Genomic DNA, 1,025 nt, shown 5'->3' with positions numbered 1-1,025 from the left:
TATAGCTAGAGATGCGATCGCTTCAAGTCGAGAAAAAATCGCGAAATTTCTGGAAATAGGGGTTGACATTTCCCGCCGCATCGGCGACAATGAAATCGTGGGGGCAACACGCCCGTGCGCTTGATTTTTATTTCAACACCCCAACTCCCCATCTGCGAAAATCTGCGAAATCTGCGGACTGAATCAATATGGACCATCCCAACTTGGTGCGAGTCGAGAGCAATCGCGGCCGTTCGGAAGCCCTAGTAATTCTCAGGGGATACCTGTCGGAAAAAGGCTTCGTAAAGAACAAACAGTTCTGGATTGACGCCATCAGACAGGCAGGATGGAAAGGTTCAATTTATCATCTTTGGTGGGAATCTCCCGGAAATTCAGCCTGGAATAGAATTTGCATTCACCGGCGGTGGAAACGGGTGAAAAAACGCGCCGAACGGGTGGGAAAATACCATCTCAGTTCGATGATTTCAACCTTACCCGAAAAGTCGATATCTCTAATCGGCTATTCCCTCGGTGCGCGGGTCATTTATGACGGACTCGCCCACCTTTCCGACTGTCCCAAACCCGTCGATGACGTCATCCTGTTGGGCGGAGCGGTTCGCCGCAACAAAGAATGGGGAATTCGGGCATCTGGGTTGAGGGGACATCTGATCAATATCTACAATTCGGATGACGAAATTCTGGACTTGATTTTTAAGGTGGGAGAACTGTATTTGAGAAGTCCCTGCGGTTTGAAACCCATCGAAGATCGTCATCCCAAAATTATCAATATTAACGCTACCAGTTTGATGGGAACATCAAGTCACAAAGAACGACATTATTTGAGCATTTTACCGCAAACCGTGGGACGGCGATATTGGTAACGCGATCGCCTCCGTATGACTTAAGGCAATAGGCGATCGCCACCCCGTCAAAATTCGCAGTTATCATCGCCGAGTCCGGGAATTTTGTGATCGCTTCAAGTCGAGAAAAAATCGCGAAATTTCTGGAAATAGGGGTTGACATTTCCCGCCCCATCGGCGACAATG

1 protein-coding gene is annotated in these 1,025 nt (G+C 48.5%); it reads left to right on the top strand.

Features of this window, described 5'->3' with window-relative positions:
- Positions 1-188 precede the first annotated feature (188 nt).
- Positions 189-860 carry a DUF726 domain-containing protein gene (locus AC0QHF_RS00310; protein ID WP_324702198.1) on the top strand — a complete coding sequence of 224 codons (672 nt, stop codon included), beginning with the start codon at positions 189-191 and terminating at the stop codon, positions 858-860.
- The last annotated feature ends 165 nt before the right edge of the window (positions 861-1,025 follow it).

Source organism: Lyngbya sp. CCY1209 (assembly GCF_055795065.1).
This window is presented reverse-complemented; position numbering and strand designations above follow the sequence as displayed.